The sequence below is a fragment of the Fictibacillus sp. KU28468 genome (assembly GCF_026153615.1).
Taxonomy (GTDB): domain Bacteria; phylum Bacillota; class Bacilli; order Bacillales; family Fictibacillaceae; genus Fictibacillus_C; species Fictibacillus_C marinisediminis.
This window is the reverse complement of the sequence record NZ_CP110666.1, coordinates 663,766-689,275: the sequence shown is the minus strand read 5'-3', so window position 1 is coordinate 689,275 and position 25,510 is coordinate 663,766. Positions and strand designations below refer to the sequence as shown.

Below are 25,510 nucleotides of genomic sequence, written 5' to 3'. Positions count from 1 at the left end.
AAAAACAACACGGGGGCTTTTTCGATGATGAAATGGGTTGTGGTGTTTTTACTGCTTATCGGAACAATCGGTTATTTTGCCTATAATACAATCGTCAACTTCGGAGCCAACAAACTGGTGGATCAGGTAGCAGCACAGATTGTCGACAGCAAAGATGTGGATAAATTAATGGACGACCCTGAAGTAGAACACTACGTTAAGGACGGCGGGGATCTTGATGCGTTAGCCAAACAGAAGGACCTGCCGTTTCATACAAAAGAAGAAGCACTAAAGACCGTCATTAAAAAAGTGGGTATGAAAGATTTAAAAGACATGAAGAACAAAGCGCTGGATGGCGTATCACCCGAAGAGCGCCGGGAGATTGAAGCCACGTTAAACGAAAAGCTTTCCCCAAAAGAAATGGAAGCCTTAAAGCTGGTCGCACTGAAGGAGATCAAGAAACGACAGCAGCAGGGTTAATAGACGAAAAGGTGCCAGGCACCGGGATTACCGGTGCCTGGCACCTTGTTTTAAGTATCTTTATCTTTATTTTCATTTTCCCGATACTGCCGCTCACTCGCTTCATCTGCTCGCTTTGACATAAACATCAAGCTCATGATGAAGATCGTCATAATGGATCCGACGAAACAGCCTATGATGAACATCAGCATGATTGACCCTCCAGTACTTCTTTCGTTGTCTTTTCTCTATATATCGTCATTCCATCCAAAATGAACAGGAAATTAAACCCTCGTTTACATTTTACCTATGGGTCTTCTTCTAAAATGTCTCCAGTAAATCAGCACTGCTATGATCAGCCCTACGAATCCACCCGTTGCATCAATCATAACATCTTCCACATGCGGTGAACGTCCGGCGGTAAAATGCTGATGAATTTCATCAGATGCAGCATAGGCTACCGTCAGGATAAACGACAGAACGAACGTTTTTCCTCTATTAAAAGTAAAGCGGAGCACCCTAAACAAAAGAAAGGCTAATAAAAGATAAACAGAGAAGTGAGCAAGCTTCCGTATCAAAAATTCTACAAATCCCGCTGGTCCTAACGCCTGTACACTGACTTCGTCCCCGGCATACTGAAACACAGTGGAGGAGAAAAAGTTTGCGATCATTTTGTGGTCCAAATAATGCGATAGCGTCGGCCGCATGTCCTGTTTTTGATAAGGTGTAGCCGAAGAGTAAAAAATACCTCCGGCTGTTAAAAGGACCGGCAGCCAGTAAAAGATGAAGCGTTTCATGAATCCACCTGGCTTTCCCCTGACTTACTTACATATATAAGCCAATATACTATGGAAAGCCTCATATTTCTAGAGCCATCTATTGAATGAATCCACGCATATTGAGCAAAACTGTGAAGGATACGTCAAGATTTTGAAACCTTGGAGGTTATCCCATATCATGTTTGCCCTCATTACAATCGTACTCATCCTTATATTTATCGTATTTTTACTATGGCTCAGCTATTACCTTGGTTACAAGAAGCACCTGAACCAGCATGGGGTGAAGCGGTATCCGAAACGTACGGGTGAGCTCACTCTTTTTATCGACGGAAGTGAGCTGTATACCAGCTATTTTGAAGACATTCGTAACGCAAAAGGATCATTGGAGATTCAGTTTTATACCGTGTGTGACGACAAAATCTGCAACGAATTCCTTGGGATCCTGCGGCAGAAAGCCAAAGAAGGCCTTATTGTTCGCCTGCTGCTCGATCATTATGGCTCAAAGGATGTAAAGAAAGCAGAGATCAAACGATGCCGGGATGCAGGAGTGAAGGTCGCTTTTTCCCACAAACCTTCCATGCCCTGCCTGCTCTTCACTTCCCTTACCCATAACCACCGGAAAATCAGTGTGGTCGACGGGAAGATCGGCTATATCGGCGGGTTTAACCTGGGAGAAGATTATCTCGGAAACAACCCGAAGCTCGGCTATTGGAGAGATCATCACTTGAAGGTTCAGGGAAAAAGCGTGGATGATTTAAGGAATCAGTTTTACCGGGATTGGAATGTCGCGACAAATGAGAAGCAAACGTACGTGCCTCAGGAGCATGTCACGGAAGCCGGCGGGATCGAGCATCATTTTGAAAGTACGAACGGAGCTCATCTGCAGGAAACCTTCCTGGCGATGGTAAGGCGTGCAAAGAGAGAGCTTTACATCTGCACACCGTATTTCATACCTGGAAAAGTATTGACCGACGAACTCGTTCGGGCATTAAAAAGAGGAGTGGATGTAACGGTTCTTGTCCCGTTCAATGGCGATTATCCTCTCGTAAAAGAAGCGGCTTTCCGCTATTACGGCCTGCTTTTGCCGCACGGATGCAAGATCTACCGTTTCTACCAGGGATTTTACCATTCCAAAGTCATTGTCGTGGATGATCAGCTGTGTGACATCGGTTCGGGAAACTTTAACAAAAGAAGCTTTTATTTAAATGACGAAATGAACGGTTTCATCTACACCGCTTCCTTCATTAATAGGGTGAAAGAAACGATCAAGGAGGACATCCAGCGTTCAGAGCTTCTTACGTATGAAAGCTACCAGAAGAGACCGCTCCTTCAAAAAGGAAGAGAACAAGTGGCCAATCTGTTCTCCCGCTTCTTATAAGACAGACGGTGAATTCCTTTGTCTGTTTTTATTTGTTGGCTTCGTCTTTTTCATACGGTAAGCGCATGAAAAGCAGAGGGGACTGTCCTGAAACTCGAAAATTAACCTTCAGCAGCTCCTTTTTGGCTTGAAAATCTTCAATGAAAAGTTGATTGAAGTGGAAGGTGCGAGACTCCTCGAAAATGAACTTCACATTTTCTTCGTGCGATAAAAAGCTGCCGGAGCCTTCCTTGTCCTGCGGAACTAGCGTGACAGGTGAGACTCCCGCAGGCGCTAGCGCCAAAAAGTAGGCGTTCACGCCGGTAAGGCTCACCGCACGCCCCGCGAAAGTAGGAGCTCGCGCCGGTAAAAGCGAGCACCCTGGAACGGAAATCAACAGCTTACAGACTTCTTGGACAGCCCCTACTGCTTTTCAGAAGGCGGTTCAATCACACCCCACTAATAAACCACAGCATGGATGAACAGAGTTTACTTGTTTGAAAAACTTTGTTTATGAAAGCGTTTACTTTCACATATCGTGTTTCACTGCTTCTATTTAAGGTAAAACATAATGCGACACCGTGTGACAATTTTGCTAGAAAAGAAATAGGCACACAGCAACAAGAAAAGATTGCCGTGCTGTGTTACACTGTCACGAATAACAGAACTACGTTCAAGGAGGTCCAACTCACATGTGGCAACCCCTCATTATTTTCCTAATGCAGCTATCTCTACTTCCGATTGTGACCGTCCGTACCATTTTGCTTGTTAAAGGGGAAACACGAAAAGCGAGTGTCATCGGGGTGGTTGAAGCAGCCATCAACGTCTTGTCCCTCGGGATCGTGTTTCAGGATATGTCGAACATTTGGAACATTGTCGCCTACGCTCTCGGATTTGGAGTAGGACTCCTGCTGGGCGGGGTACTTGAAAATAAATTGGCCATCGGCTACGTGACCCACCAGATCAACCTGCTGGATCGGTCAGAAAAACTGGTGAACCGCCTTCGCGAAGAAGGATTCGGCGTAACGGTGTATCAAGGCGAAGGGCGTGAAGAAAATGCGCGGTTTCGTCTGGACGTACTGGCGAAGAGAAGCCGTGAAAAAGAACTCCTGCGCATCATTGACGAGATCGCCCCAAAAGCCTTCCTCGTCTCCTTCGAGATCCGCAGCTTCAAAGGCGGCTACCTTACAAAGAGCATGAAGAAAGATAAACATGCAAAATAAATTGAAAAGGTGCCAGGCACCCGCATATTTGCGGTGCCTGGCACCTTTTTCTGTACGATATTATTTCACTTCTTTGGTTTCGAGCAGCTTGTTAATATAGTAGCCTCCATCGTATGGAGCATATACTGCATAGCGGGATTTGAATTTCTTTCTCTTTGTTTCTCCATCGCCATACGTAATATCAAAGGTTTCGTATGCTGAAACATGGATCATTTCTTCATCGAACTGCTCAACGTCAATCACTTCATAATCCACCAATTTTTCTGTGATTCCCTTTTCGTTCACATAATCGATGTACTTGCTCGTTTCATCGTATGCATCTCCGCTTTCATCGAGATAATCGGAGATCAGCGAGAAATCATGGGTGTTCATCGCTTCTACAGACAGTTTGACGTACTCACTCATAAAGTTCTTAACTTCATCTTTATAAAATCCACTATCGTCATCCATTGTTTCGTCTCCTGCGGCCATAGCGGATTCGTCATAGTCAATGTCCAGGCTCACGTCTTCATCGCTTTTGACCACAACCGATTCACTTTTCATTTTTCCGACGTCAAAGTTTTTTTCGGCGTGAAGCGTAATAGAACCGTCTGTAGCCACCGGCCCGAATTTATCGATGTCATCGATCGTTTTGCCGGTGTCCTTGCCGTTGACAAACAGGTTGGCATCACCATAGTTGGAACTGATGTAAACGTATTTCCCTTCAAGAGGAACCTCCACTTCAAGCAGGTTTTTTTCCGCTTCTGACACATCAACGTCCACGTTATCGGAGAGGGTTGCGTATTCTCCTTTGTATTCCACTTTTACATTATGGCTTCCCGGCAGGATTTCCCCTGCTTTTACAATGCCGTCCTCTTTATCCAGAATCCCTTTTTTCTTGCCGTCCAGGTAAACGGATGAATCTTCAAAGTTAGAAGTCACTTTAACAGTTACCGGTTTGACCTCTACCACATAGTGGTCAAAGAACAGCCATTGTTTGCCGTCTCTTTTCAATTGAAGCCATTCATTGTCATGATCGTCGGTAATTGGACGGGCAAGTTCCCCGCCGTCCATCCCGTTCGCCTGTTTTTCCAGAGAATCGATAGCTGATGAAAACGCGTTGTTTTTACTGGCGTATTCAATAAAGTCTTTCACAGTCTTGTCATCAGCTTCAATTTCAGACTGCCCTTCGTTAACATAGCCTTTTACAGCTTCCGTGTCTTTGTTTTCAATGGCTTGTTTAAAATTCTTCACGGTGGCAGTTGGTCCGGTTTTGCCCTCTATCAATTTATATGCTGTAAATCCGGCAATAAGAAGAAGCACCAAGGCAGCCACCGAAAGGATCAGCGGCTTGTTGGGACGTTTGCTCTTTTCTGAAGAACGGGTCCCTATCGGCTCAGCTGGGTCTGGTGTTGGTTCCTGTCCTTTGTACGGAGTTCCGCAGTTTTTGCAGAAGCCGCTGCCCGCAGGCAGCTGGTTTCCGCATTCCTTGCAAAAGTTCATGGTTTACCCTCTTTCTTTTCTATCAAACTCTTTTTAATGTTGTCTTAAACGTGCAATATAGCTTCCCGCATAAGCAAGGAGCGCCGAGAAAATCAGGCTGGCAAACAACGTGCCGAAGAAGGAGAAACCGAGAGAAAAATGTATGCCTCCCATATCGTCCATACCCATTTGGTTCATCAAGTCACCTGATACCGTAATCGCTAAACGTGTTGCCGTAATAATAAACGTGAGCAGCACACTGTATACCGCACTGAAAATGAGTAAATCTTTGTTGAAATTCTGTGATTTTAAATAAATGCGGTAGCCGGCATAGAGAAACAGTACAACCGGAATGAGCAGCCCAAGATACATGTAAGCATCAAGGTTCAGTGTTTCTTCAATCGCATAGCGAAAACCGGATACAATAGAGTTATCTGTAGCTGTGCCGCCTGCCCCTGAAAACAGTGACAAATGCAAGGACCCGGAATCACCGTCAGCTGTGCCCTGGAACTTGAATGTAGAGAAGTTAAGAATGTTCCAAACATATAAACCCAGCTGCGTTACGAAAACGAAAACGGCCGTCCAAGGTACATCTTCAGAAGGAGCTGCCTGATCGTTTATCTTGATTACACTGACGATAAAGAGCACCAAGGTTGTTAAAATCACACCACGTACAAGTGTGCTTGCCGCCTGATGGATCGGCTCTCCATAGGAAAGGCGTGAAGATAGATGCCCTGTCGTTTTGAAAGCTCCGAGCTGGAGCAAAGTCCCAAGGAAGCTGAACAATGTTCCGATGACAAAGCCATTGAACAATGAGCCCCAGAATGAATAATCCGTATCGATGGAAAGATGCATTTTCATAAATTCTTCCTTAACAGAAAGGTCATAGGAGAATCCTGCAAAAAAGGACAGGATGGCAAGGACCAGTGCATATACAGCACCAATAATTAAAGCGGCGCTAAAGCGGTTTGCCAATGCTTCACTTTTGTTTTTCGCAGCATAAAAATATCCCCCAGCCACAAGACCGATGAACGGAATGAGAAGCAGAATAAGCACACCGGACTTTGTTTCAAAATCAGCGCTGCTTGAATGCGTTTCTTCTCCTGCACTTCCCTTGATCCCAGCGTGAATGGTCGAATCCACCATATGCGAAGCAAGAATCCAGTCTGTCACACCTACCAGCGAATCAGGCTCGGGGGCATCGACCCCGTCTCCAAGGGAGCCCATCTCTGACAGAATGGAACCTACATTAAATTCACTAATTTCATCATTTTCTAAAAGCGTTTCTACCTTTTTGTTCAAAATCCCGTTAATTGCAAATGAAAGAATAAGTACAACTAAAAAAGAAATCAGTGCTCCGCCAAGGGCGAATTTTACTTTTTTTGAATTCAAAACCGTTTGTTTCACGTTTTGGAGGGTTTGGCTGTTCACCGTGTTTTTCAGCGTATCACGAGCTGCCCCTGTAATGGCTGTTAAATCTTCTTTACCTTTGGTTAATGCAAACAAGCTCGCTGAACATGACCGGCAATAGTTTTGCTGCCTGTCATTTTCTGTTCCGCAGGATGAGCAGAACCTGGAGTCCCGGCTTGTGAAAAGGCCGTTCGGTTTTTTGGGAAGGTTAAGTGCCGCACCGTCTTTGGCGCAATAATTCATGTTCGGATCATTTAAATGTCCACAACTGCTGCAATACACGCAAGTCCCCCCTTAAACCGTTTTATTTCCGCAGCATCCGCAATACTCGGATCCGCTTGGAATCATTTCACTGCATGTACGGCATTGAAGCGTATATTGCTCGCTATTCTGGTTTGGAATCACAACTGGTTTTCCGCAGCTGCCGCAAAATTTGTCAGCGGAACTGACAGGTGCTCCGCATGAGCATGAATATCCGCCGTCCGTATTTTTACGGTTCAGCTCTTCAATGGTTCTGTTCACTTGGAAAATCGCCGTATCCTGAGCTTGAATCTCTTCTGCCATACGTGATAAATGAGCAGGAACAAACTCCCCTTTGCGGATCAAAGAATAGACTTCTTCCCCTAATCCCACGATAAGCTCTAGCCGTTTAGCCGATGCTTCTGCTCCCGTTTTCCTGAGCTGTCCTACTTCTTGGGCAGTATGCAGCTTCTGCTTCCCCTGCTGGAGGCTGCCCTGAATTTTGGTAAGTCCATCGCCTAACTTAGCCTGCAAATCTGACATAAAATTTTTCTCCCCTTTTTCACCTTTAAAATATATAGAATAGCGTCCTAAAGACGATGTTCCCTTATGTATCGGCCCAAAGTCTTCCTTTTTTACTACTTTTTTATTATACCGATATATGACTAAAAGACTACCTTTTATTTACTATATTTCTCATTTTTTCTTTTTATGAGGAAAACAAAAACAAGTGCCAGGCACCCGCATTACACAAGTGTGTAATTGCGGTGCCTGGCACCGATCATTTTATTCCCACTTCATCAGCTGGGAGAGTGTGAGGAAGTCGTTTGCGGTTGTTGGTGTATAGTTTCGGAATTGGCCGGCGGTGACTCCTGAGATGCTTGGATCGAACTCAGCCAGTTCGATCCAGTTTAACAGAGTCTTCGTATAGATAAAGCCAACGGGGGTGTTTCTGCCGCTTACATAATTAGCCACTTGATATGGTTTTACTGAAGGATCGACCATGAGCTTTGAAAAGGTATTGGCAAACCGCCGCATGTCCTCTCTCGTATAAAGCAATCCTTGCCTGTGCATCTCCAGAACGGAGGAGATATCGATCTGTCCGTGGCTCGTGTCTTCCAGTCCGTTGTTATCTGGCCTGTACCTCCAAATATACGCATTGCTTTTCGGCACATACTCCAGTTTGCTTTTAAATTGGAGGTGAATGTTCATAGCCCGGTTTAAATATTGCTGATTCTTTGTGATGCTGTAGACATCGGCAAGCAGCTGGGCATAAGCAAGCGACATGTTGTAGGGCAGCACGGCTCCCGGCTTGCTCGACAGCTTTTCATAGGATGGGAAGTTGGGAGAATCCCGATACAGACCTAAGACAGGATCCCATGTGTTGCCAATAAAATAACTTTTCTCCCATTTAGGAATCATGTCACCTGTCAAAAACGCAAGATACTTATCCGCTTTTTGCTTGTACGCAGTTTGCAGCTCCGGCCTCTCACCTACTAATCTGACAAACTCGGCCATCGGGATACCGACCATCGCATCATGTGCCAAATACGGCAGACTTGCGTTTAGCCTTACCTCATCCACATAAAGAAGCGCTTTATTGATGTTGTACTTTTCATGGCCAAGCCAGATTTCGAGGTCATGTCCGGCATCCGGCATCGTTACAAATTGCCGGTAATAGGTCCATTCCTTATTGTTGATGGTGATTTTTGAAAGAATTCTTCTATCCGTTTTATCATAGATATACGCCTCCCCGTTCACTGCCCCGTTCGTCTTGCCGAAGAAATTGAAAAAGTATTTTGTGTTAGGCGCGTAATTTCTGATTTTCTGATATAGCTTTTGCCATGACTTGCCGTTGGACTTCAGCACCACACCGTATCGGCCATAAACCTTTCCATTGTAGACAGCAGGGCTTTTATTTTTAAACGCGGTCAGGCTGTTGGACTGGTACCTTCTCCAATTATTGGCGTCCGCCTGCTTCTGTTCGAGATCCATTTCAAACCCGCCGTTGCCGATAATGTTCGGCGAGTACACATGAGTCGTCCACCCCAGATAACCGTCCTGATCATCATCTCTGCTGTTGGACAGCATAGTATCGATATGGTTTGTAAACTTATCAAGCCACTTTGTTTCACCCGATTTCTTATACACTTCAATATAACTTCGCAGCAGATAGCTCTCCCCCCATCCAAGAGTTGAACTATCAGAAGAACGAAAATAAGCATTCCCTTTTTCTTTCTCAAAAGCCGTATATTTTTCATACCATTCTCCTCGAAAAGCTTTCACTCTATCAGGAAACAAGAAAAAAAATATACATAAACACACCATTCCTATTGCCTGTTTTCTTACCATCCCAAAAAATCCCCTTTTGTTTCTGTGAAGTTGATGACTGTTATATCGGTCAAATTTCACAAATCAAAAGGAGAAAAATTTTATACTAAAAAAGCAGTCGGAAACGGCATCGTCTCCTCCTGCTTTTTGCATCCTGTATTTTAAACCGGCTGCTTCACCAGTTTACTGAAGGTATTCAATATTATTTCCTGCTGCTCTAATGTTAAATTCGAACCGGACGGCAGACAAAGCCCGTTTAAAAACAGCTCATCCGATACGCTTACCTGTTCTTCGTGAGGATAATATTTGTTTCCTTTGAACAGCGGCTGAAGGTGAAGCGGTTTCCATACCGGACGGCTTTCAATGTTTTCATTTGCCAGTTCACTGATCACTTCTGCTGATGAAACACCCGTCTGATCGGGGCTGAGGGTTAAGGTCGTCAGCCACCTCGTATGTAATCCATAATCTGCTTCCGGCATGAAATCTATCCCATCGAAACGGTGCAAGGCCTCGTAATAACATTGAAACCGTTCCCGCCTGGCATTGACTCTGTCGGATAGCAGTTCAAGCTGGGCGCGGCCGACCCCTGCCAGAATATTGCTTAACCTGTAGTTGAAACCCAAAACACTGTGCTCATAATGAACAGCCTGATCTCTCGCCTGCGTCGCAAGAAACTTCGCACGCTCAATCCTCTCCGGATCGTTGGAAACAAGCATACCCCCGCCGGATGAGGTGATGATTTTATTGCCGTTAAACGAGAAGATACCAAACGTCCCCAATGTCCCGCTCTTTTTATGTTTATAATGCGCACCAAGCGATTCAGCAGCATCCTCAATAATAGGGACGTTATAATGGCTGCAGATTTCAAGGATGGGATCATAGTCCGCACTCTGTCCGTAGAGATTGACGACGATGACGGCTTTAGGCAGCTTCCTTTCGCGAACGGCATCTTGAAACGCACGTTGAAGCGCCTGCGGAGACATGTTCCATGAATCAGGTTCAGAATCAATAAAAACAGGCTCTGCTTTTTCATACAGTACCGGATTAGCACTGGCAATGAACGTCAAGGAGGAGCAAAAAACCGTGTCCCCCTGCTGGATGTTTAACAGTTTAAGGGCAAGGTGAATGGCTGCTGTTCCTGAGCTGGTCGCCAGTGCAGCCCCGGCACCAGTTACTCCGCACATTTCTTTTTCAAAAGCATCGACATTCGGCCCTAGCGGAGCGATCCAATTCGTCTCAAAGGCCTCATTAATATACGTCTGTTCATTGCCGCTCATATGCGGAGGTGAAAGGAATATACGTTCTTTCATAAGAGTCACCAGCTTTCTAAAGGGATTTGATGTGTTTCATGGGTGATGCAGGAACACCTATGGCTGTACAGCAGGGAGGAATATCCTTGATTACGACGGCTCCTGCTCCTACCGTTGACCACTCTCCTGCCGATACAGACGGGATCATCTTTGCCCCAATGCCAATACTGGCTCCTTCTAACACCGTGACATTTCCCGCAAGGATGGCTCCAGGGGAAAGATGCACATAAGAGTAAAGGATACAATCATGTTCCACCACAGCATTCGTGTTAATGATGCAGTGCGTGTGTATGGAGGCAGACGAATTTACAATCGCCCCAGGCATGACAACCGTTCCGGGCATAAAATTTACATTTGAGCCAATAATTGCAGAGGGATGAACGAGAACAGCATACTTCACATCATAGATCTCAAGCTGTTCAGCGACCGCCTTCCTTATCCGGTTGGAACCAATCGCAATCACAAAATAGACCTGGCTGCCGAAACGCTCCAGGATTCTGTCGACCGTGTGGATAGGTCCTGAAAATCTCCCATCCTTTTCTATGAAAGAAGCGTACTTATCATCCAGTGTCCCAACCCATTCATACTCATTGCCTGCAAGGACAATATCCCTGACTACCTTGCTGTGGCCGCCGTCTCCGATTACAACGAGCTTTTTCATAGCGATCCCCTGAACTTCTGAACGGTAGCCTGGCCTTGCTGGCTGATTCCCTCAGACTTCACAACCTTTGCAAAGGTAAGAAAGATGATCTTCAAATCAAGCCAGAACGAGCGATGATCAACATACCAGACGTCCAGGATAAATTTCTCCTCCCACGAAATGGCGTTCCTTCCGTTCACTTGCGCCCAGCCCGTAATTCCCGGCTTTACGTTCTGCCTTCTTGCCTGTTCAGCTGTATACAACGGCAAATATTCCATTAATAACGGCCTCGGCCCCACCAGACTGATATCCCCTTTTAATACGTTAAACAGCTGAGGAATCTCGTCGATGCTCAGTGCTCTCAGTCTTTTTCCAAAAGAGGTCAGGCGGACAGCGTCCGGCAGCAATTCACCGTCTTCGTCCCGATCATCGGACATGGTTCGGAATTTATACAGATTAAAGGGCTTTCCGTGCAGTCCAGGCCTTTCTTGTTTAAAAAACACGGGAGAGCCAAGTTTTTTTCGAATCCATACATAAAAGATTCCGATAAAAGGAAGAAGAACAAGAAGAGCAACGAAGGATACAGCGATATCAAACAGCCTCTTCATTCATAAAGTCCTCCTTTACCACATCTTCAAAAACGCCGAGCAGCTCGTTTGCGAGTTTTTTAGAATCAAAGGAATGAACAGCGAGCTGCTTCGCTCGTTCGCCATATTTTTTTTGCATCGTTTCATTGCTTTGCATCGCTTTAATAAATTGAAAGCTCTCTTCATAGCTTCCGTACGGAAATCCCTTTCCTGCTCCATGCTGCTCCAGAAGCCTTTTCTGCCAGCCTTCATAGTTGAGCAGGATCGGTTTTCCTGCAGCCAGAAAATCAAAAAACTTATTGGCGCTGTTGTCTTCCAGTATTTTAAAGCCCGTCACGGTCATAATGCCCAAACCGCTGTACTTCACGAGCTTTAGCACATCTTCTTTCGGCATGTTATCCCAGATCAGCACATTGTCCAAGTGAAGCGTTTCTTTTACCGACTTCAGCTTCTCTTTCTCTTTGCCTTCCCCGATCAGTACGTACAGGATGTCGGGATCGGGAAATCGAACAGCCAGTTCCAGAATGAAGTCGAGGCCGTTTACGAATCCCATCGTGCCAGGGTGGATGCAGAGAAACTTCCCTGTTAATTCGGGATACTTTGCTTCCATCTCTTCACGGTCCGCCACGATCCTGTCTGTCAGCTGATTGTTTGCGAGATTGGTAATCACTTTCAGCTTTTCTTCGGGTACTCCTTTTCCCAGCAGGTTCTCTTTCATTCCCGTTGAGAGGACAATAATAAAATCCGCGTGCTTGTAGATGACATGTTCAAGACGCTTTAACAGCAGGATCACAAGCTTGGATTTAATAAATCCGAGCTGGATCGGAATATCAGGCCAAACGTCCCTGACTTCAAAAACAAATTTTTGCCGTTTAACCTTCGCAATAAAAAGTCCAGTGACTCCCACCGTCAGCGGAGTGGATGTGGCAAAAACAAGATCGGAGTTCTTCTCCCGCAAACCGATCCAGATACTTTTCAGCATAAAATGCAAAAAAGCCATGATGCGCTGTACGAAACTGAAGCTGTTCTTATACTTTGTTTTTGTCGACTTGACGGTAAAGCCGCAGCCATGGTCTGCCTTGGCATCGGTTCCCGTCACGATCGTCACCTCATGCCCCTTTTCTGACAGGTGTTTCGCAAATTCATACGACCTGGTGCCTCCGGAATGGACAGAAAAATATTGATGGATATAGGTGATCTTCAATCAGACCACCTCTTCTTCTAGCACTGGTACGGCCCGTCTTCCCAACTGCTCATACAAAGCGACCAGCTTTCGGCTTTCCTTTTCCCAGTTAAACTGCTGTTCAACAGCCTTCCTTCCGTTTCGGCCCATCGCTAGCGCTTCATCAGGATTAGAAAGCATCCAGGCAATGGCGTTCTTGACATCGTTCACATCCAGCGGATTCACGCACAGTCCGCATCTGCTCGTGTAAACGATGTCTTCCCATAGTTCAAAATTAGAGACGATGACCGGCAGGCCGGCTGACATGTATTCAAAAAGCTTCACAGGATAGGCCACTTTATACCGCGGTTCGGGATGGATCAGGACCATGCCAAGACTGGATTTCGCAAGGGTATCCTTCACCTGTTCCCGCTGCAGCACGCCCATATAATTTGTATGCTTCCAGCCCGGCAGTTTCCTCATCTCGTCCAGCAGGGTTTCCGGAAAAAATTTGCCGCCAAGCTCAAGCGATACCCGCTGTTCCTTGTTAACCTCATATATGGCCTCGATCATTTCTTTAATCCCTCTGGCGGCTGTAATCGAACCGACATAGGCGATCGAATGATCAGAATCTGTTTTTCGCTCTCCTCGTTCAGCCAGTTCGTTCATGATCGGAAAGTTTTGTACAGTGACCGTATTCTCGTTATAGGTTTTGAATCGATCCGTAATCGCAGGCGTGGCTGTGATCACGGCATCAAACCGCTTGGAACAAAACTTTTCCACAGCTTTCACCATAAAATGAAGCGGTCTTTTTATGGGCTTCGGGATCCAATGCTTTGATAAGATCTGCTCTGGTACATCCTCATGTACATCATAGATCACCGCTTTGCCGGCCCCTTTCAGGAGAAGGCCGGACAGCAGAAGCTCCGGATCATGAAAATGGTAGACATCCGAATCGAGCGCCTTGCACTTCTTGTAAACCTGATACGTCGTGGACAGCATGCGGAGCAGCCGGTTCTTTGCTTTTGCATTGATACCGATGACGTTTACCCCATTTTTTTGATAGCTTTTTGCAGAAGGAACCACATAGGAAACCTCATAATGCTCCGCGAGCGAGCTGCATTCCTTTATAAAAATTCTTGTGTCATTCTCAGGATGAACCGAGGTAAAATGGGTCACTTTCATCATGTTGATCACCCTCCGTTTCATAATTCATGTCCTTACGCAGATTTATCCCATTGCCTGTTCTCCAGGGAGCCGGCAGACAAAACGGTTTCTGTTTCTCTTTTTCCAGGAATAAGGTAGGCGATCACCAAAGCCAAGCCCAATCCGTGCGTTAATAATCCGGTCAGCAGTGCCGTATTGGTCAATGAAAAAGCCGGGATCCCAATCAGCAGGCATGCCACCCTCAGATCCTTTTGCTCGGAAACACTGTCATACAGCAGCAGGATGAACCCAAGTAATAAGGGGAAAATGAACAGTCCCCAAAACCCGAAGTTCGCGAAGCCGTCTGCCCATATGTTAGCGTTCGCCGACATTTCCTGGCTGTGAAAATAGTAAGAGCCGATCAGATATGGCGGGTTCAGGCTGTATGGATAATCGATAAACGATTTAAAGATGCTGTGCGCCAGATGCACCTGTTCATGGGAAGAAAAGAAATCATAATACAGACCGGTCAGGAATCCAGGAGTGATCAAAATTCGACGAACAAAAAGTGAAGAAAAAATGAGAGAGCCGAAACCGGCTTTCGCGATCCAGCCGATGATGATCAGCCCCACTGCCCCTGCCATCGTAAAGTATCCAAACCGCTTGCCATGCTTGTACATGGCCATCAGGATGGCCATGATGAGGACGCCCGAGAAGAACACACTTTTATAGCCAGTGATCGAAAAGATGGCTCCCTGTCCCAATAGTGCGGCTGCGGTCATCCACAGCTTCTTCTTTTTCAGTCCATACCCGAGAATTAACGGATTGAGCACGTTGGCTTGCCAGGAGATCAGATAGGCTGCGAGCCCTGAGCTTTGCTGAGCTGCTTCCTTGTAATCCGAACGCACATCATAAACGTTCAAGAGTGAAACAAAGCTCAAGGACATGCCAAACGCTTTAAAAATAAATACATAAGAGATGAGACTCAGCGAAAAAATGAATCCCCAAAAGCAGGCTGCCGGCATTTTTACAGATGGAATGGACAGCAAAGGCACCTTATAAATGAGGCCAAGCATGCCGAACGATAGGAAAAGGCTGGCGTGAAACCTTAAAATTTGCTCAAGAGGCAAAGGCAGGGTATGAACCGTTACGAGAATGGCAGGTACATATACCATCACAAACAGCAGCCAGTAAACGACCTGCGATGGCCTCGTAATTATGACAGGCATCCAAAGTGCTGGGATGACCGCAAACGTGTAGGCAAATAGCAGCTGCATCATACTGACCGGCAGATACACATAGCCCATGTACGAAAAATTAATCGAGATGACATGGCTGTAGATTAACTGCAGCACCACGCCGTAAAGCAGTGTCAGCGTCAGGATATTCAGCTTTTTCATCATATTGATCAGCTCCCTGCTCTATCCATTTGCTTAATCGCGGCGACCGTTAGAAGATAATGCGCCGCATACATCGCAAACATGAACATTCCATAGATCATGACTGCCGTCCCTGCTGACATCCCCATATCTTTGACGACCATAAAAATAGCCAGAATAATGCCAACTCTTCCCAGGTCCCAATAAAACTGCCAGCTTTGTTTCTCGATGATATACAGTGTCTGGGACAAGGGAACGACGACAAAGTGCCCCAGAAACATGAGAGACAGCGATTGGACATAGAGCCCCGCTTCTCTCCACTCAGTGCCAAAAAACAGACTGAACAAATAGGGCGAACCGACAAACAGAACGGCGATCGGCAGCACTCCGATAAGAAATAACTTACCCGCTGTTTTTTGGTACAGGTCCATTATCCCCTCATTCTTCTTCAGACGGTCGGAGGCTTCACCAAAATACACCTGTGAAACCGATTTTCCGATCAGCAGCATTGGCATTCCAATCACTCTCTGGCCAAGCGCAAACCAGCCGCCCGTCGCCGCTCCAAAAAAGGAAATGATCAAAAGCGGCGCCAACTGCTGTCCGATCCCGTTCAATAAAGCCGACCAGCTTGAAATGAGAGGAAATGATCTGTATCGTTTGGCTGACTCTATGATGCTTTTAACCGTAATCTCCTTTAGAACCTTTGAATCTTCCTTCAATAAAGACAGACTCAGCCTGCCGCTGCCCATCACTCTTCCGGCCGCATCTCCAAGCAGAAGACCAGACGGCCGAAACATGAGAAGACCGAAAACAACCTGGATAGCAATCTGTCCGAAGCTTTGCGTCACTTTTGTTCTCGCAATATCTTTAAAGGCGCCTTTACGCACCGCCCAATAATTCAGCGACTGGTAGATGCCGACTCCCAAAAAGCTGAGCAGCAGTAGCCACAAATAATCGATAAGGCTTTGGAATGTTTGAAATCTCTCAAGCTCATGTTGAAAAAGAAAGAAGATGACTGCCATGACACCTCCCATAAAGAAGGTGATCATCATCGATAAAACGAGCAGACTGGCTGCGGTACGGTCGCTTTTGGGCAAAGGGATCGTCATCTCATATCTCCATGAAGCAATAACAGCAGCTATGGAAAGTACAGAAACGTAGGTTTGGAGCAGTCCAAAATCCGCTGGTGTATACAGTCTTGTCAGGACCGGGGAACAAAGAGCAAGCAGCCCTTGAGCAAAGGCGGTCCCTCCCGCCAAAACAAGGATATTTTTTAAGAACCGGCTTTTTACATTTGTGTTTCCAAGTTTTTTTAATGGCTGTACTACCTTCGCGATCAAAGCAGGCCCCCTTTTAGACGTATTCTACTTCTTTGGATTCATAGCTTTGTTGGTTCGTCATGAACAGAAGCATTTTCTTCAGCTCCGCGTCACTGATGTCCATGGACCGGTTGATCAGCCTTTTAATCTGCGCCAGTTCGGCCTTCACAGATTTCCCGACGTAAATTTTCGGATAGATCTGTTCCGGATGTACTTCATCCTCATTGAGCAATTCCTCGTACAGCTTTTCTCCTGGACGGATGCCGGAATATTCAATGGCGATCTCTTCATTTTCAAACCCGGAATAGCGGATTAGATTTTTTGCCAGATCCACAATCTTTACCGGTTCCCCCATATCCAATACAAAGATTTCACCTCCGTTTGCCAGTGCACTTGCCTGGATCACAAGACGGGAAGCTTCCGGGATCGTCATAAAATATCGCACCATCTCAGGGTGAGTTACGGTAACCGGGCCTCCGTTCTTAATCTGCTCTTTAAACAGAGGGATCACGCTTCCCCTGCTGCCTAATACGTTTCCAAACCTCACCGCGACAAACCGGGTGGAGCTGATGGTATCCATATGCTGGACGATCTGCTCAGCTATTCGTTTGGTCGCTCCCATCACACTTGTAGGATTAACGGCTTTGTCCGTGGAAATCATGACAAACGTTTTCACATGGGCGACCGAGGCAGCTTCGGCCACGTTTTTTGTCCCGATAATGTTATTCTTCACAGCCGCTTCAGGATTCCGCTCCATGAGAGGGACATGCTTATGGGCCGCAGCATGGTAGACGACCTCCGGCTGAAATTGTTCCATGACCTCCACCATTTTTCCGTAGTCCTGAATGTCTGCAATCACGGTTGGAAAATCGATATGTTTAAACCGTTGTTTAAGTTCCCGCTCGATCTTATAGATGCTGTACTCTCCATGACCGAGCAATACAATCTGTGATGGATTGAACTGTGCAGCCTGGCGGCAGATCTCAGAGCCTATGGATCCGCCCGCACCTGTCACGAGCACTGTTCTCCCATTGATTTTGTCAGCGATGGCATTCACATCAAGCTCGACCTCTTCCCTGCCGAGCAGGTCCTCGACGGAGACATCCTTTATGGAGCTGATGGATAGTTTCCCGAGCACCAGGTCTTCAATTTTAGGAAGAATCTGTACGTTTTCACATACAAGCTTTGCCTGTGTAATCACTTCCTTGGTCCTTTTGGGACAAGCAGATGGCATGGCGATAATGATATGCTCGATTTTGTTTTCCTTCACGATCGAGGATAGATCATCGACTGTTCCTTTCACATCGATTCCCGAGATCGCAAGGTTTTTTAGCTGAAGATTATCGTCAGCAAACGCTACAGGGATCAGATCTGTCTGCTCTGTCGCTTTTAATTGCCGTGCCAGTATTCGTCCAGAATCCCCAGCGCCTATGATCAGTGTCCTTTTTCCGGGAGTCCGCAGTTTGTTGTTCATCCTTTTCAGGCCTAAGGTAAAACGGCAGGCAAACCTGACACCGCCAAGAAAAAGAATATGCAGCATCCACGCAATGATTAAGGCGCGCTCGTAGACTGTGTGAAAAAATACAAGCTGGGTCATGACAGTCATCAGGACGGAAGATGTGACGATAGTAAAGATCCCTGCTAATTCTTCCATACTGGTATATCTCCAGGCACTCCGATAGATTCTGAAAACGTACGAAAATAAATGATGGCTTCCCAACAGAACTAAAGAACTTACAGCAATGATTAAATTGACCTTTGCGGCATAGGGATTGAGGAAAAAGTGAGACAAATAAATGGAAAGGAGAACGATAAGCGAGTCAATAGTAATCAAGAAAGTGAATCGGCTTTTATAACTCATTTCAATTTCCCCCTGTTATTAAATTTTTTCTTCCTTAAAATTTATATTGTTTAAAAAATACCCATAAGCCTTCTCTTCCTGATCGGAACAGGCAACTCGGAATTGATCGCACTGCCTTCCGTTAATGAATAGGCATTCTCCTGGAAATACAGGACTTTGCTGCTGCCAAACTGCCTGGATATTTCATCGTACGCCTCACTTAGGCAAAACCTTCTTGAAGAAATGTTATGGGCATCAGATGCAATGAAATGTGTAAGGTCGTGGCTGATCAGTTCCTGCGTGTACGATTTGGTCTTTTTACCGAAATCTCCCAACAGACTTCCGGCAGTAACCTGAGTCAATGCCCCTTGTTCCACAAACTCATAAAGCAATTCGGGATTTTCCAGCAGTTCTGTGTTCCGCTCTGGATGAACGATGACAGGTACATAACCTTTGACCAGCATTTCATGGAACAGCTCGTTCGAATAGTTAGGCACCCTTGTGAAAGAAAACTCGATGAACAGATATCGCCCTGTATGATTTAAAGACAGAAGCTGCTCAAAATCCTGTACCATGCTGCGATAGATTCTGATCTCCTGGCCTGGCAGGACTGTTAATGGGAGTCCTTCCTCTGTTAAACGAGTGTTTAAGCGGTACACCTGTTCCAATATGGAAGTTTTTTCGTTTTCAAAGGTCCCGTTTCGGTGATGAGGTGTGGCGATCACATGTGTGATGCCCTGGTCCAAAGCGTCTCGGGCCATATCAAGACTTGCTTCGATATCAGGTGCTCCGTCATCAATTCCCGGCAGTATGTGTGAATGGATATCAATCATGGTGCCCTCCTCTAGCTGCAGTTTATCCTCCGTAATAATACATCTGTTCTTTTCTTTGCTGACCATTGAGCACGGCGCCAAGCATTCTGGATTTGGCTTTTTTCAGCTGCTCGTTGGCTTTTGCTGCTGCATCTTTTTCAGTGATACCGCTGGCCACCACCAGAAGGCAGCCATCACATTTACTCGCAAGAATCTGAGCATCTGTCACTAAGAGAACAGGGGGTGTGTCGAAAATAATATAGTCAAAGCTTTCTTTTACGTCGGCAATCAAAGACTCCATCGCGAGAGATGCCAGCAATTCAGACGGATTGGGCGGAATCGGTCCGCATGTCAGCACCGAAAGTCCGGGAATAGCTGATTCCTGAAATGCGCGTTCTAAGGCTATTTCCTTCGTTAGGACGGTGGTTAGCCCATGGAGGTTAGAAAGCTGAAAGGTATAATGGACCGTTGGCTTTCTGAGATCGGTATCAACAAGCAATACTTTTTTTCCTTGCTGTGCAAGCACCACTGCTAAATTAGCTGCAGTTGTCGACTTCCCTTCTTCCTTTCCAGGAGAAGTAAGCATGATCGTCTGGCACTTCTGATCGATAGACGAAAACTGAATGTTGCTTCGGATTGTCCGATATTGTTCAGAAACAGGGGATTTCGGGTTTTGCTGCGTGATCAGGCTGCGTGACAGGTTCTTTAGGCTGCTCTTCAGTTTACGACTCAACCGTCTCACTCCTTACTCCGTTTGGCGTGACTGGTGCTGAAGCCTTCGTTTCTTTGACGGTATCCATCTTCGGTATGGCCCCAAGCACCGGCAGTCCGGTTACGATTTGAACATCCTCTTCCGTTTTGATGGTGTTGTCCAGATATTCAAGAAGGAATGCCAAGCCTGCTCCGATCATTAACCCGATGACCAAGCCGATCGCAATGTTCAAAATTGGACGGGGAGCGACAGGCACTGGATTTTCATCAGCTTTGGATAAGATACTGACATTATCAACATTCATGATATGCGGTATTTCTTTTTGGAAGATACCGGCGATCGTATTGGAGATTTTAGCTGCCTCTGCAGGATCACTGTCTTTAACTGTAATTGAAAACACTTGAGAATTTTCCTGGCTGTTCACACTGACTTTGTTGTTCAGCTCATTGATGCCTCCGTCAATGTTCAGCTCATCCGCTGCTTTTTCAAGGATCGCCGGACTTTTAATAATGACGCTGTACGTATTGATCATTTCCACATTGGTGCGTACGGCGTTAACATCAAACGGCTTGGCATCCTGCTTCTCTTCATTCACTAAAATTTGTGCAGATGACTGATAGGTTGGATCCATCACATAATATGAAACAGCCCCTGCAATTCCGGCAAGAACCAGTGCAGACAAAATAATAAGCATATACCTTCTTTTCAAGATAAGCATGATATCTCGTAAACTGATTGTCTCTTCCATCTAGACCTCCTATTTTTCAATCGTTGAAAATTTCAAATTGAGTATAGCAGGAAAAGATGTCGATAAAACGGGACTATAGTTGAACTCTGGCGAACATTTACAATTATTTAATAACATGACATTTTATGCACTTTTATTCCACTAACTTCCAATTTGGTTCAGTGTATATAGGATGTTTTTATGTGAGGAGGTTTGGATAGATTTGAGGTTGTCTTTGATTAAACGCAGTAAGGGAAAAAGGGGTTTTAAGAGGAGGGTCATAGGAGCAAAACGCACAGTTTTTTTAGGAAACAACAATCATTCCCTGCATTTTGAAGTAAACCCTCTTAATGTATACTTTACAAATTTTACATAAACCGGTTCTAACTGCCTGTATCTTTTTAACTAAAACTTTTTTGTTTCTTGTTGAATCGTGGAATAAAAGAGAAAAAAAAGTGGTGCCAGGCACCCGCAAATTGCGGTGCCCTGGCACCATTTATAAAAACATATACCCCAAAATCTCCGGCAGGCGTTTTCTCCAATCGGCTTCGTTATGTATGCCGCCTTCGACTACGTCATAGCGGCAGTCACTCACCTTATCCTTAATGATCTCGTAAACCCGGTCGCTAGAATCGATATACATGTGGTTATTTACGTTCCCGGAGTCTTCCTTTGTACCAACGTCCATGTAGAATTTTTTCACGCTGGAAAGGTCGCTGTCCCGGATCAGCTCTTCAATCTCCTGCTGGCTGAACCAATAGGCAGACGAAACAGAAGCTACCCGAGTGAAAATGAGCGGATAGGCGCAGGCCGCGTATGTCGAAATCAGACCGCCCATCGAGCTTCCCGCCATCAGCGTGTCATTGCGCTGGGTACGGTATTTTTGATCGATCAGGGGCTTGAGTTCATGTACGATATAATCGATGTATTTTTCACCCCCGCCGCCGTAAGCATTTTTATCCAGGTTCAGCTTGTCTGCAATGTCGGCATTCTCCCATGGACCGTACTCATCCAGACGGTCAGTTCCATCCGCACAATCAATCCCGACGACAATCAGCTCAAGACCGCTTTCTTCTATATAATCCTTTACACCCCAGGATGTGCCGAAGCTCGCATCCTCATCACGGTACAGGTTCTGTCCGTCATGCATAAACAGGACTGGATATGTTTTTCCGCTTGTTTCATAATCATTCGGCAGGCAGACCCTTATCTTCCGTTTCCTCTGAAATGGCGTGATGACAACTTCGAACGTATCGATCATTTTCCACTCTCCCATTCTATCGGTTTTCTTACATCATGACGGAACGAGAGCGGAGATTGCAAACCTTTTTTAGTGGGCTGGTTTCTTTTTGTTTTGATAAGGAAACGCAGCAACCGTGTTTTTGTGAAGAGGTGTTAAAGGCTTATCTTTATCCAAAGCATCTTCATGAACCGGGTTTCGCTTCATGTTCACAAACGCGGAAACGTTCGTCAGAATCCCCATTGAGAACATGATGACCAGAAGTGATGACCCGCCATAGCTTAGAAAAGGCAGTGGAACACCGGTAACTGGCAGGAGCCCGGTGGCAGCGCCAAGATTAATGAACGATTGGATCCCGATCATACTGGCCACTCCGAACGCCAGCAGCCGGCCGAACGTATCTTTACAGCGCAGGCCAATGATAAATCCTCTGATCACGATGTAAAATAATCCTGTGATTGAGGCCAGAACACCGGCAAATCCAAACTCCTCCGAGACGTTGGCGATGATGAAATCTGTCTGTCCCTCTGGCAGGTATCCATACTTTGTACGCCCGTTCCCGAGCCCTACCCCTTCCATTCCTCCAGCAGAAATGGCGACATAGGAATTGATGAGCTGATAACCCTCTTTCTGGTGTTCAAATGGTGAGTAGGCTCCCTTAAAACGGGAAAGCTGTTCATCACTCGCCACAAACATGAAGAAAACAATCATCAGTACTGCCGACGATACCGAAAGAATCGCAACATGGCGAAAGCGTATCTTCGAACAAACCAGGATACATGCCGCAATGGAAACCAGGATGAGCATCGAACCGAAGTCAGGCTGCATGAGAATGAGGAAGGCAATAAATCCAACGACAACTAACGGTGGTGCAATGGCCTTGTTAAAGTCGGAAATGTAGGATTGTTTCTTCGATAATATCGATGCCAGGTAGATGATGATCGCGATTTTTGCCGCTTCAGCCGGCTGAAGGTTAAACCCTCCCAGACTGATCCACGATTGCGCATTATTAACAACCTTTCCCAAAACAAAAACAAGAATTAATAGAAAGACCGTCACCGTAATTAATAGCTTGGTTAGTTTCATATACGCTTTGTATGGAAAGATAGAGGAGAGACAAAAAATCATAAAACCTCCGAGTACAAAAATGAGCTGCCGATTAAAGAAGAAATCAGCTTCTCTACCATAATTAAATGCGACCCAATAGCTGCTGCTATAGATCATGACTAAACCAAATATACATAAGCCAACCGTGGCCGCTACTAAACTATAATCCATATTCTTTATTAATTTTTTCAGCATAATTTGATCACCTACTCTTATTCTACTCTATATTGGAACATCTTGGATGATAAATTATGCGACAAAATCGCGACATTATCCTCCGAACCGGACAAAAACAGACAGCGTTCACTGCTGCCTGTTTTTTAACTATCCATTTAATAGAAGCTATTTTACAACTCCTCTATTAATTTTACTTTTTTGTAACAGCCCCTCCACAAGCAGGACTCTCAATACTATTGCAGAAAATAATAACTATAAAGCTATGGGGGTGCGATTCTTGAACAAAGACACGTTTGATCTCTTTTTAGTAGAAGCTTCAACAGACCAAAAACGGCAGCGGGCGGTTTACACGGTCTCCTCTGTCCAGGAAGCCTATGATAAATTCATGGGAGAACTCAAAGCCAACCCAGAGATAAACCAAAAACTAAAATCACTCACCATCAAAAGCGGAACCGTCTCGTATGATATTTTCAAGTAATAGATTTAAATTTAAGAAGCCCTCTCCTTATTTAGCAGGAGGGGCTTTTTGTTTTAAAGATAGCGTTGGGTGTCCTCTGGTTTTTTGGTTATGAGTACTATTCCTATGACATATTTTTATATAAATAAGAGCCACTAAAGGAGTAATGGAATCGATGCCTAACGGACTAAATTATAAAATGAGAACCCAGTTTCTATTAATAGCAGATGATCGGACCCTTGCAAAATTACTAAAGCACTTTGCACTGAACGGTATAAACATCAATGGCTTCCAACAATTGAAACCAGATCCCAACAGTCCTCAAAATGTCGTTAGATTTGTAGTCGGAAGTACAGAAGGTGAGATTCCGAACGAAATTCAGGCCGTCAGGAATACTCTTTATCCTTTGCATTTGCATTGGACAGAAAAGCAAGTCATTCAAATCCTTGATATTGCTTCAGGTGCACCCGGACAGATCGGAATGATCCATGGGGCATTGTGGTGTAGAGTGACAATCGAAGCGATCTATCTGGGAGAGAAGACAAAAATCTTTTTGGATGTATCAAACAATAAGGAAGCCATAAGAATTCTTTCTCAGCCACAGCTTCAGCTATGCCGTTAAAAAAAGAAACGGTGCCAGGCACCACGATTACACACTTGTGTAATTGAGGTGCCTGGCACCTTGAAAAGAGCCTTGAAAGGAATGGCACTGCATTTTCTCTTGTTGTAAGCCGTCCATTCCCTGCCAGGTTCCAGTCAGCGTTAAGCGGCCATCTGGCAGCCATTCAGGCACCAGCCTCCCCACTCCGCTCCGCAGCTCATTGTTCTTGTTCACATGATGGTATTTAAAATGAAGCTCTCCTTCATTATCAACCATGCCGACTAATGTCCCGCATTGTATGCCCTCTCCGATATAAGCGGCACGCACGATCAAACCTTCCTGAATGCAGGTAAAGTAAATAGGTGAACATTTATCACGGACTTCGTGTTCCGGCACAGACACAAATACTTGATTGTGATAGGTAGCCATTGGTTTACACGCCTCTCCTTTTTATTCAACAGGCTTGTAGTACATATCTTTATGCAACTATACGGAAAAATGGCTATATAAAATAGAAATTCGTAATATTTTCTAACAGGAAATTTTGTTTTGGTTCCTTCTTTGGTTTAGGTTAGTCTATTTTTATTAAAAAAGTTGTCGTAGATGGCTGCATTATATGTCTACATTTATTTTTCCATCGCCTACTCTTATGTGTATCCGCCAAACATTGAATCTAAACGACATATCACATCATATTTCCCGGAAAATAATCGACAGCATCCTAATCATTCTTCTTAACGTGAACAGCCTGAGCAACCTTTACCACCAAACGTAATAACGGTTATCGGTTTACGCAATTCCTGCTGTTTTTGCGCATCGCTGCATCTAATTCGCAACAATTTTATCACCCCCATGTAAACTATGATGATTTCAAAGGAATGCCTGTACTTGAGGCTTATTTTTCTTTATAAAAGGCTGTTGTCGTAACCTTTGTTACTCTTGAGTGTTTGATTTCAGCTTCAGGAGGCTCGCTTTCCGCGGGGCGTGCGCTGAGCCCCTCGGCGCAAGCGCCTACGTGTCTCACCTGACCTGTCCCGCTGCTCCCGCTGGAGTCT

General features: G+C 45.3%; 26 protein-coding genes. 5 read left to right on the top strand and 21 right to left on the bottom strand.

Features of this window, described 5'->3' with window-relative positions; translation table 11 throughout:
• Positions 1–24 precede the first annotated feature (24 nt).
• Entirely contained in the window at positions 25–459 is a 435-nt protein-coding gene (locus OKX00_RS03480; protein WP_265409435.1) for a hypothetical protein, read from the top strand.
• Between the two features lie 50 nt (positions 460–509).
• On the opposite strand, the gene OKX00_RS03475 is transcribed toward OKX00_RS03480, so the two are convergent.
• Together OKX00_RS03475 and OKX00_RS03470 are read right to left on the bottom strand one after the other, a co-directional pair.
• On the bottom strand, positions 510–650 hold the full coding sequence (locus OKX00_RS03475; RefSeq protein WP_265409434.1) for a hypothetical protein: 141 nt from the start codon (positions 648–650) through the stop codon (positions 510–512).
• Positions 651–734: 84 nt separating this feature from the next.
• Complete coding sequence (locus tag OKX00_RS03470) at positions 735–1,235, bottom strand: VanZ family protein (RefSeq protein ID WP_265409433.1); 501 nt, start codon at positions 1,233–1,235, stop codon at positions 735–737.
• A gap of 160 nt (positions 1,236–1,395) precedes the next feature.
• Here OKX00_RS03470 and cls point away from each other — a divergent pair, with 160 nt between their 5' ends.
• Positions 1,396–2,595, top strand: a complete 1,200-nt coding sequence (gene cls / locus OKX00_RS03465) for a cardiolipin synthase (RefSeq protein ID WP_265409432.1) — start codon at positions 1,396–1,398, stop codon at positions 2,593–2,595.
• 28 nt (positions 2,596–2,623) lie between these two features.
• Here the strand turns inward: cls and OKX00_RS03460 are convergent, their stop codons facing one another.
• Positions 2,624–2,971 (bottom strand): hypothetical protein, encoded by a 348-nt coding sequence (locus OKX00_RS03460; protein WP_265409431.1) that lies wholly within the window; start codon positions 2,969–2,971, stop codon positions 2,624–2,626.
• Positions 2,972–3,266: 295 nt separating this feature from the next.
• Here OKX00_RS03460 and OKX00_RS03455 point away from each other — a divergent pair, with 295 nt between their 5' ends.
• Positions 3,267–3,797 carry a DUF2179 domain-containing protein gene (locus tag OKX00_RS03455; RefSeq protein ID WP_062237578.1) on the top strand — a complete coding sequence of 177 codons (531 nt, stop codon included), beginning with the start codon at positions 3,267–3,269 and terminating at the stop codon, positions 3,795–3,797.
• Positions 3,798–3,857: 60 nt separating this feature from the next.
• Here OKX00_RS03455 and OKX00_RS03450 read toward each other — a convergent pair whose 3' ends face one another.
• The 17 genes from OKX00_RS03450 to OKX00_RS03370 form a co-directional block, all read right to left on the bottom strand.
• On the bottom strand, positions 3,858–5,279 hold the full coding sequence (locus OKX00_RS03450) for a zinc ribbon domain-containing protein (protein ID WP_265409430.1): 1,422 nt from the start codon (positions 5,277–5,279) through the stop codon (positions 3,858–3,860).
• A gap of 33 nt (positions 5,280–5,312) precedes the next feature.
• Complete coding sequence (locus OKX00_RS03445) at positions 5,313–6,950, bottom strand: zinc ribbon domain-containing protein (RefSeq protein ID WP_265409429.1); 1,638 nt, start codon at positions 6,948–6,950, stop codon at positions 5,313–5,315.
• 12 nt (positions 6,951–6,962) lie between these two features.
• Positions 6,963–7,451, bottom strand: a complete 489-nt coding sequence (locus OKX00_RS03440) for a zinc ribbon domain-containing protein (RefSeq protein ID WP_256224735.1) — start codon at positions 7,449–7,451, stop codon at positions 6,963–6,965.
• Between the two features lie 243 nt (positions 7,452–7,694).
• Entirely contained in the window at positions 7,695–9,260 is a 1,566-nt protein-coding gene (locus tag OKX00_RS03435) for a hypothetical protein (RefSeq protein WP_265409428.1), read from the bottom strand.
• A 140-nt stretch (positions 9,261–9,400) separates the two neighbouring features.
• On the bottom strand, positions 9,401–10,549 hold the full coding sequence (locus tag OKX00_RS03430) for a DegT/DnrJ/EryC1/StrS family aminotransferase (RefSeq protein WP_265409427.1): 1,149 nt from the start codon (positions 10,547–10,549) through the stop codon (positions 9,401–9,403).
• 16 nt (positions 10,550–10,565) lie between these two features.
• Positions 10,566–11,210 carry an acetyltransferase gene (locus OKX00_RS03425; RefSeq protein ID WP_265409426.1) on the bottom strand — a complete coding sequence of 215 codons (645 nt, stop codon included), beginning with the start codon at positions 11,208–11,210 and terminating at the stop codon, positions 10,566–10,568.
• Positions 11,207–11,797 (bottom strand): sugar transferase, encoded by a 591-nt coding sequence (locus OKX00_RS03420; RefSeq protein WP_265409425.1) that lies wholly within the window; start codon positions 11,795–11,797, stop codon positions 11,207–11,209. The genes OKX00_RS03425 and OKX00_RS03420 overlap by 4 nt, the downstream gene beginning before the upstream one ends.
• A complete protein-coding gene (locus OKX00_RS03415) occupies positions 11,781–12,980 on the bottom strand; it encodes a glycosyltransferase family 4 protein (RefSeq protein WP_265409424.1) in 1,200 nt (399 codons plus the stop codon). Before OKX00_RS03415 ends, OKX00_RS03420 begins: the two co-directional genes overlap by 17 nt.
• Entirely contained in the window at positions 12,981–14,126 is a 1,146-nt protein-coding gene (locus OKX00_RS03410; RefSeq protein ID WP_265409423.1) for a glycosyltransferase family 4 protein, read from the bottom strand.
• Positions 14,127–14,158: 32 nt separating this feature from the next.
• The gene (locus tag OKX00_RS03405; protein WP_265409422.1) at positions 14,159–15,487 is read right to left on the bottom strand and encodes a hypothetical protein; all 1,329 of its coding nucleotides are present in this window, start codon (positions 15,485–15,487) and stop codon (positions 14,159–14,161) included.
• Between the two features lie 5 nt (positions 15,488–15,492).
• A complete protein-coding gene (locus tag OKX00_RS03400) occupies positions 15,493–16,803 on the bottom strand; it encodes a lipopolysaccharide biosynthesis protein (RefSeq protein WP_265409421.1) in 1,311 nt (436 codons plus the stop codon).
• Between the two features lie 13 nt (positions 16,804–16,816).
• Positions 16,817–18,643 (bottom strand): polysaccharide biosynthesis protein, encoded by a 1,827-nt coding sequence (locus tag OKX00_RS03395; RefSeq protein WP_265409420.1) that lies wholly within the window; start codon positions 18,641–18,643, stop codon positions 16,817–16,819.
• 50 nt (positions 18,644–18,693) lie between these two features.
• Positions 18,694–19,455: a tyrosine-protein phosphatase gene (locus OKX00_RS03390; protein ID WP_265409419.1), complete on the bottom strand. Its 762-nt coding sequence runs from the start codon at positions 19,453–19,455 to the stop codon at positions 18,694–18,696.
• A 22-nt stretch (positions 19,456–19,477) separates the two neighbouring features.
• Positions 19,478–20,167 (bottom strand): CpsD/CapB family tyrosine-protein kinase, encoded by a 690-nt coding sequence (locus OKX00_RS03385; RefSeq protein WP_265409418.1) that lies wholly within the window; start codon positions 20,165–20,167, stop codon positions 19,478–19,480.
• Positions 20,157–20,894 carry a YveK family protein gene (locus OKX00_RS03380; protein ID WP_248254066.1) on the bottom strand — a complete coding sequence of 246 codons (738 nt, stop codon included), beginning with the start codon at positions 20,892–20,894 and terminating at the stop codon, positions 20,157–20,159. Before OKX00_RS03380 ends, OKX00_RS03385 begins: the two co-directional genes overlap by 11 nt.
• Before the next feature lie 475 nt (positions 20,895–21,369).
• Positions 21,370–22,134: an alpha/beta hydrolase gene (locus OKX00_RS03375; protein ID WP_265409417.1), complete on the bottom strand. Its 765-nt coding sequence runs from the start codon at positions 22,132–22,134 to the stop codon at positions 21,370–21,372.
• A 69-nt stretch (positions 22,135–22,203) separates the two neighbouring features.
• Positions 22,204–23,415, bottom strand: a complete 1,212-nt coding sequence (locus tag OKX00_RS03370) for an FtsW/RodA/SpoVE family cell cycle protein (protein ID WP_265409416.1) — start codon at positions 23,413–23,415, stop codon at positions 22,204–22,206.
• Between the two features lie 259 nt (positions 23,416–23,674).
• Between OKX00_RS03370 and OKX00_RS03365 the strand changes: the two genes are divergently transcribed.
• Together OKX00_RS03365 and OKX00_RS03360 are read left to right on the top strand one after the other, a co-directional pair.
• A complete protein-coding gene (locus OKX00_RS03365; RefSeq protein WP_248254069.1) occupies positions 23,675–23,875 on the top strand; it encodes a hypothetical protein in 201 nt (66 codons plus the stop codon).
• 154 nt (positions 23,876–24,029) lie between these two features.
• Positions 24,030–24,476: a hypothetical protein gene (locus OKX00_RS03360; RefSeq protein WP_062237568.1), complete on the top strand. Its 447-nt coding sequence runs from the start codon at positions 24,030–24,032 to the stop codon at positions 24,474–24,476.
• Positions 24,477–24,503: 27 nt separating this feature from the next.
• On the opposite strand, the gene OKX00_RS03355 is transcribed toward OKX00_RS03360, so the two are convergent.
• Positions 24,504–24,884: an avidin-fold protein gene (locus OKX00_RS03355; protein WP_265409415.1), complete on the bottom strand. Its 381-nt coding sequence runs from the start codon at positions 24,882–24,884 to the stop codon at positions 24,504–24,506.
• Positions 24,885–25,510: the final 626 nt, after the last annotated feature.

Coding starts and splice junctions, on each gene's coding strand:
- OKX00_RS03480 (WP_265409435.1), top strand. CDS start 25: ATGATGAAATGGGTTGTGGTGTTTTTACTGCTTATCGGAACAATCGGT.
- cls (WP_265409432.1), top strand. CDS start 1,396: ATGTTTGCCCTCATTACAATCGTACTCATCCTTATATTTATCGTATTT.
- OKX00_RS03420 (WP_265409425.1), bottom strand. CDS start 11,797: ATGAAGAGGCTGTTTGATATCGCTGTATCCTTCGTTGCTCTTCTTGTT.
- OKX00_RS03380 (WP_248254066.1), bottom strand. CDS start 20,894: ATGGAAGAGACAATCAGTTTACGAGATATCATGCTTATCTTGAAAAGA.
- OKX00_RS03450 (WP_265409430.1), bottom strand. CDS start 5,279: ATGAACTTTTGCAAGGAATGCGGAAACCAGCTGCCTGCGGGCAGCGGC.
- OKX00_RS03375 (WP_265409417.1), bottom strand. CDS start 22,134: ATGATCGATACGTTCGAAGTTGTCATCACGCCATTTCAGAGGAAACGG.
- OKX00_RS03410 (WP_265409423.1), bottom strand. CDS start 14,126: ATGATGAAAGTGACCCATTTTACCTCGGTTCATCCTGAGAATGACACA.
- OKX00_RS03430 (WP_265409427.1), bottom strand. CDS start 10,549: ATGAAAGAACGTATATTCCTTTCACCTCCGCATATGAGCGGCAATGAA.
- OKX00_RS03435 (WP_265409428.1), bottom strand. CDS start 9,260: ATGGTAAGAAAACAGGCAATAGGAATGGTGTGTTTATGTATATTTTTT.
- OKX00_RS03370 (WP_265409416.1), bottom strand. CDS start 23,415: ATGCTGAAAAAATTAATAAAGAATATGGATTATAGTTTAGTAGCGGCC.
- OKX00_RS03440 (WP_256224735.1), bottom strand. CDS start 7,451: ATGTCAGATTTGCAGGCTAAGTTAGGCGATGGACTTACCAAAATTCAG.
- OKX00_RS03390 (WP_265409419.1), bottom strand. CDS start 19,455: ATGATTGATATCCATTCACACATACTGCCGGGAATTGATGACGGAGCA.
- OKX00_RS03425 (WP_265409426.1), bottom strand. CDS start 11,210: ATGAAAAAGCTCGTTGTAATCGGAGACGGCGGCCACAGCAAGGTAGTC.
- OKX00_RS03455 (WP_062237578.1), top strand. CDS start 3,267: ATGTGGCAACCCCTCATTATTTTCCTAATGCAGCTATCTCTACTTCCG.
- OKX00_RS03355 (WP_265409415.1), bottom strand. CDS start 24,884: ATGGCTACCTATCACAATCAAGTATTTGTGTCTGTGCCGGAACACGAA.
- OKX00_RS03475 (WP_265409434.1), bottom strand. CDS start 650: ATGCTGATGTTCATCATAGGCTGTTTCGTCGGATCCATTATGACGATC.
- OKX00_RS03470 (WP_265409433.1), bottom strand. CDS start 1,235: ATGAAACGCTTCATCTTTTACTGGCTGCCGGTCCTTTTAACAGCCGGA.
- OKX00_RS03405 (WP_265409422.1), bottom strand. CDS start 15,487: ATGATGAAAAAGCTGAATATCCTGACGCTGACACTGCTTTACGGCGTG.
- OKX00_RS03360 (WP_062237568.1), top strand. CDS start 24,030: ATGCCTAACGGACTAAATTATAAAATGAGAACCCAGTTTCTATTAATA.
- OKX00_RS03395 (WP_265409420.1), bottom strand. CDS start 18,643: ATGAGTTATAAAAGCCGATTCACTTTCTTGATTACTATTGACTCGCTT.